4 protein-coding genes and 2 pseudogenes are annotated in these 4,403 nt (G+C 40.9%); 4 read left to right on the top strand and 2 right to left on the bottom strand.

The window, feature by feature from the left end; all coding sequences use genetic code 11:
- Both VLN09_RS06515 and VLN09_RS06520 read right to left on the bottom strand, forming a co-directional pair.
- A partial coding sequence (locus VLN09_RS06515; RefSeq protein ID WP_325244824.1) for a universal stress protein occupies window positions 1-221 on the bottom strand: 221 nt, incomplete at its 3' end.
- 42 nt (window positions 222-263) lie between these two features.
- A pseudogene (locus VLN09_RS06520) lies at window positions 264-1,283 on the bottom strand (SulP family inorganic anion transporter); the annotation flags it as partial.
- A 476-nt stretch (window positions 1,284-1,759) separates the two neighbouring features.
- On the opposite strand from VLN09_RS06520, the gene VLN09_RS06525 reads away from it, so the two are divergent.
- From VLN09_RS06525 to VLN09_RS06540, 4 genes and pseudogenes are all read left to right on the top strand, one after another.
- The gene (locus tag VLN09_RS06525; RefSeq protein WP_325244826.1) at window positions 1,760-2,296 is read left to right on the top strand and encodes a peroxiredoxin-like family protein; all 537 of its coding nucleotides are present in this window, start codon (window positions 1,760-1,762) and stop codon (window positions 2,294-2,296) included.
- Between the two features lie 106 nt (window positions 2,297-2,402).
- On the top strand, window positions 2,403-3,092 hold the full coding sequence (locus VLN09_RS06530) for a glutathione S-transferase family protein (protein WP_325244828.1): 690 nt from the start codon (window positions 2,403-2,405) through the stop codon (window positions 3,090-3,092).
- Window positions 3,088-3,243: pseudogene (locus tag VLN09_RS06535) on the top strand (glutathione-dependent disulfide-bond oxidoreductase); the annotation flags it as partial. The gene VLN09_RS06530 and the pseudogene VLN09_RS06535, both read left to right, overlap by 5 nt.
- Before the next feature lie 39 nt (window positions 3,244-3,282).
- Complete coding sequence (locus VLN09_RS06540; RefSeq protein WP_325244830.1) at window positions 3,283-4,194, top strand: haloalkane dehalogenase; 912 nt, start codon at window positions 3,283-3,285, stop codon at window positions 4,192-4,194.
- Window positions 4,195-4,403 lie beyond the last annotated feature (209 nt).

Here is a 4,403-nt window from a genome sequence, read left to right on the forward strand (position 1 = left end):
CTTTGTTCATCTAACTGGGTTAATTCTTCTAATAAAACCTGGCGACTATTAATACCTATCGCGCCCGACAAATCTCGTCTTGTGGACGCCGGTACGTCAATCACATTTAATAATGCAACTGGTAAGCCCAAGCGACTGGCATACCATGCGGCATAATCACAAACAGATTCTGTCACTGCCGAACCATCAATACATGCTAAAATATGCTGTTGTGTTGTCATTATTTTATCCTTAGTATTTTTATGATTGAATGGGCAAGCTTATCAATGAACACCTAAGTTAGTATTAACGTCCGATTTATCATGAACGCCGAATTTTTCTACCATTGCTTGACTGGCTTCATTCAAACCAAGGAGCTCGACCTCTGTACCTTCACGACGAAACTTAATAATCACCTTGTCAATAGCAGCAACAGCCGTCACATCCCAAAAGTGCGCATCAGAGACATCAATAATCACTTTAACAATCCTCTCTTTAATATCAAAAGACTCTATCAAACGCTCAGCTGATGAGAAAAACACTTGGCCTTGTACCTGATAATAGCGCGTTTGTGCTGATTCATCTAGCTGTGTTTCAACACTCATATAACGCTCAATCTTATTAGCAAAAAACAATGCCGATAAAAGCACCCCAATTAGAACGCCATAAGCTAAGTTATGAGTAGCTACCACTACTGCAACCGTAATAATCATCACTAGATTGCTTTGTAATGGCTTGGTCTTCAGCTCTCTAAAAGAGCCCCAATTAAAGGTACCAACCGATACCATAATCATAACCGCCACTAATGCCGCCATCGGAATAATCTTTAACCAATCGCTTAAAAATACCACCATTAATAATAAAAACACCCCAGCAATCAAGGTGGATAAACGTGTAAAGCCACCTGATTTCACGTTAATAATAGACTGACCAATCATTGCACAGCCTGCCATTCCTCCAAAAAACCCACTTACTACATTGGCTATCCCTTGACCTTTGCATTCTTTATTACGATCACCCTTAGTATCGGTCAAATCATCTATTATGGTCAAGGTCATCATGGATTCCAATAAGCCGACTATCGCTAAGCTAATAGAGTAAGGCAAGATAATCAGCAATGTTTCTACATTCAAAGGAATATTGGGTAATAAAAAAATAGGTAAAGTATCAGGCAATTGACCCATATCACTGATGGTTCGTGCCTCTGCGCTAAATACAATCGCTAAGATCGTCACTAATACGATGCAGACCAATGGCGAAGGGATAATTTTGCCAATTTTTGGTACACAAGGATAGCCATATATCGCATATAGTCAGGGAAAAGCAATATCATGATTTTTGGGTTATAGCATAATCAATAGAAACATTTCAAAATAAAAGCGATAGACTTATTTATATATAAAAAATCTATTAGGTCTTTGCAGTCATAACTTAACGGGTTCTTGCTGTTTTTAGAAATAATTAGGCGGCTTGATTGATATTGAGGTTTGATTTTGATGCGCTGCGGAATCTAGGTGGTAGCTTGCTTGAGCAATCTGTAAATTTTCAGACGTGTCGCAGGGCGCTACAATAATAAATAAATAAAATACATTAAATAAATAAACTAATTTGAGTGATTGCTCAAATTAGTCTTGAACATCCACTCTAGTTAAGTTAAATTATTGATTCTCATATGTACTATAGCCAACTGATTGTAGAAAACTTGATCTACCTACTAAGGTTTCTAAGTCTCAATACAAATTACTCGCATTCATGCAAACTATTAAATAAAGGATAAATCATGCAATCAAATTACGCACAAAAACTTCAAGCTGGTGTCAAATTTCCCGATATGAAAGTACAAATCCTAAATGGTGAGATGAAAACATTAGGCACGCCTGAAAACGGTCATGACTGGAAATTAGTCGTTATTTACCGAGGTCAACATTGTCCGATATGTACTAAGTACCTCAATCAGTTAGAAACCGTAAAAGCCTCATTTTCTGATGCGGGTATCGATATCATTGCGGTATCAGGTGACAGTAAAGCGCAATTAGAGAGTCATTTAGAAAAACTAGATATTGACTTCCCTATTGCTTATGGTTTAACGATTGAGCAAATGGAGTCGTTAGGGCTATACATCTCTGACCCACGTTCAGAGAAAGAAACTGACCATCCCTTTTCAGAGCCTGCTGTGTTCGTTGTTAATGCTGATGGAGAGATTCAAATTGTCGATATCTCCAACGCGCCTTTTTCCAGACCTGAACTTGCAGCCCTTGCGAATGGCTTGAGCTTTATTAGAGAAAACAACTACCCTATTCGTGGTACGCATTGTTAGGCTCACTGCTGATAATGATTTTTGATGAGTTCATTATTCCTTAAAACTCATTTTTCATTGCTTTTATGGTTGTCCAACTAAGACCTCAACACGATAGGATTAGTTTATGCTCAAGTTTTATTTTCATCAAACACCAAACCCAATGAAAGTAGCTGTCTACCTTGAAGAGACTGGCTTGCCCTATGAGTTGATTGCTGTAGATACTTTAAAAGGTGAACAACATACCTCTGAGTATCGCGCTATTAACCCCAATGGTAAAACACCAGCAATCGAAGATGATGGCAAGCGTGTGTTTGACTCTACTGCTATCTTGATGTATCTCTCCGAGAAAACAGGAAAATTAGCCGGCAAGCCAGAAGATCGTGGCGAGATGCTGTCATGGTTGATGTTTATAGCGACAGGTTTAGGGCCGTTTTCTGGTCAATCTGTGCATTTTAGACATAAGGCACCAGAGAAAACGCCTTATGCTATCAATCGATATCTTCGTGAAGCCGAACGTCATTACGAAGTGTTAGAGACACACATGGAAGGTCGCGAGTATCTGGTTGGCGATGAGTATACAATTGCCGATATTTCAGCTTGGGGTTGGATTGATAAAGCAACCGTTGTGTTAGGTGAAGAAGGTTTAGATAACTATACTAATCTAAAACGCTGGTTTGCAAATATAAGTGCCCGTCCTGCTGTCCAAAAAGCCCGAAATATTTCTAAGGGTATCGAGTTTAAGACCGAGTTTGATGACGTAGCAGCACGCGCGCTCTACCCACAGAACTTTGATAAATGCGATAAAAATACCTAACAGTCAAAAAAAAACTATCAAGTTAGAGGAATGATTGGGATTAGGTAAGAGTGCGGAATATGATGCTCACATGATCAAGGTTGGTGACGGCGCTCAGTTCTCATCGGGTTTTGTGGCAATCAATCCTAACTTTAAGATTCCAGCAACTGTGTGAGAATACTCGCTCATTTACCCAACTCAAGGACGATATATGAAAACGATCAGAACTCCCGATTCGCGTTTTGCAAACCTACCCGATTACGATTTTGACCCGCACTATCTAATGGTCGACGACAGCGAAGGCAGCGAGTTTCGCGTGCATTATCTAGACGAGGGACCAAGGGACGCTGACCCGGTGTTACTGCTGCATGGGGAGCCTTCATGGTGTTATTTATATCGTAAAATGATCCCAATACTGACTGCAGCAGGACACCGCGTTATTGCTCCAGACCTTCCCGGTTTTGGGCGCTCAGATAAACCCGCGTCCCGTACTGATTACACCTACCAGCGTCATGTCAACTGGATGCAATCGGTACTCGACCAATTAGATTTGAATAACATCACTCTGTTTTGTCAGGATTGGGGTGGACTGATTGGTCTGCGTTTGGTTGCGGCACATCCAGACCGGTTTGTTCGGGTAGCAGCTGGCAATACTATGCTCCCTACTGGCGACCATGATCTAGGTGAGGGTTTTCGTAAATGGCAGCAATTCTCGCAGGAAACAGCGCAATTTCATGTCGGAGGCACCATCAAGAGCGGTACCGTTACTGAGCTGTCACAGGCGGTCATCGACGCATACAACGCGCCATTTCCTGATGAATCCTATAAAGAAGGCGCCAGACAGTTTCCACTGCTTGTACCCTCGACGCCGGATGACCCTGCTTCGGAAAATAACCGCGCCGCATGGGTTGAGCTGAGTAAATGGACAAAGCCCTTCATTACACTGTTCAGCGATTCTGACCCAGTTACTGCTGGTGGCGATCGCATCATGCAAAAACTCATTCCCGGAACCAAAGATCAAGAACATAAGATTATTGCCAACGGCGGACATTTTCTTCAAGAAGACCAAGGTGAAAAAGTGGCTAAGCTTTTAGTCAAATTCATTCATGATAACCCGAGATAATTCATAACCCTTTAACAAGCGCAGTATATCAAAGCATTAGCTAGCTTACTGTGTATTAGATAGCAAATACCTAACTTTTTTAGGGTTGAAAATATCAGTCATATACTGCTATACCATAAGTCACTTAAAGTAAAAAACATAAAAAAACCCTTCACGCTATGTAGAAAATCGCGTGAAGGGCTTAGATACTACTGCTAAAACCAGTTTTT

The organism is Psychrobacter sp. (genome assembly GCF_035469765.1).
In the GTDB taxonomy this organism is placed as follows: Bacteria; Pseudomonadota; Gammaproteobacteria; order Pseudomonadales; family Moraxellaceae; genus Psychrobacter.

Coding starts and splice junctions, on each gene's coding strand:
- VLN09_RS06525 (WP_325244826.1), top strand. CDS start 1,760: ATGCAATCAAATTACGCACAAAAACTTCAAGCTGGTGTCAAATTTCCC.
- VLN09_RS06530 (WP_325244828.1), top strand. CDS start 2,403: ATGCTCAAGTTTTATTTTCATCAAACACCAAACCCAATGAAAGTAGCT.
- VLN09_RS06540 (WP_325244830.1), top strand. CDS start 3,283: ATGAAAACGATCAGAACTCCCGATTCGCGTTTTGCAAACCTACCCGAT.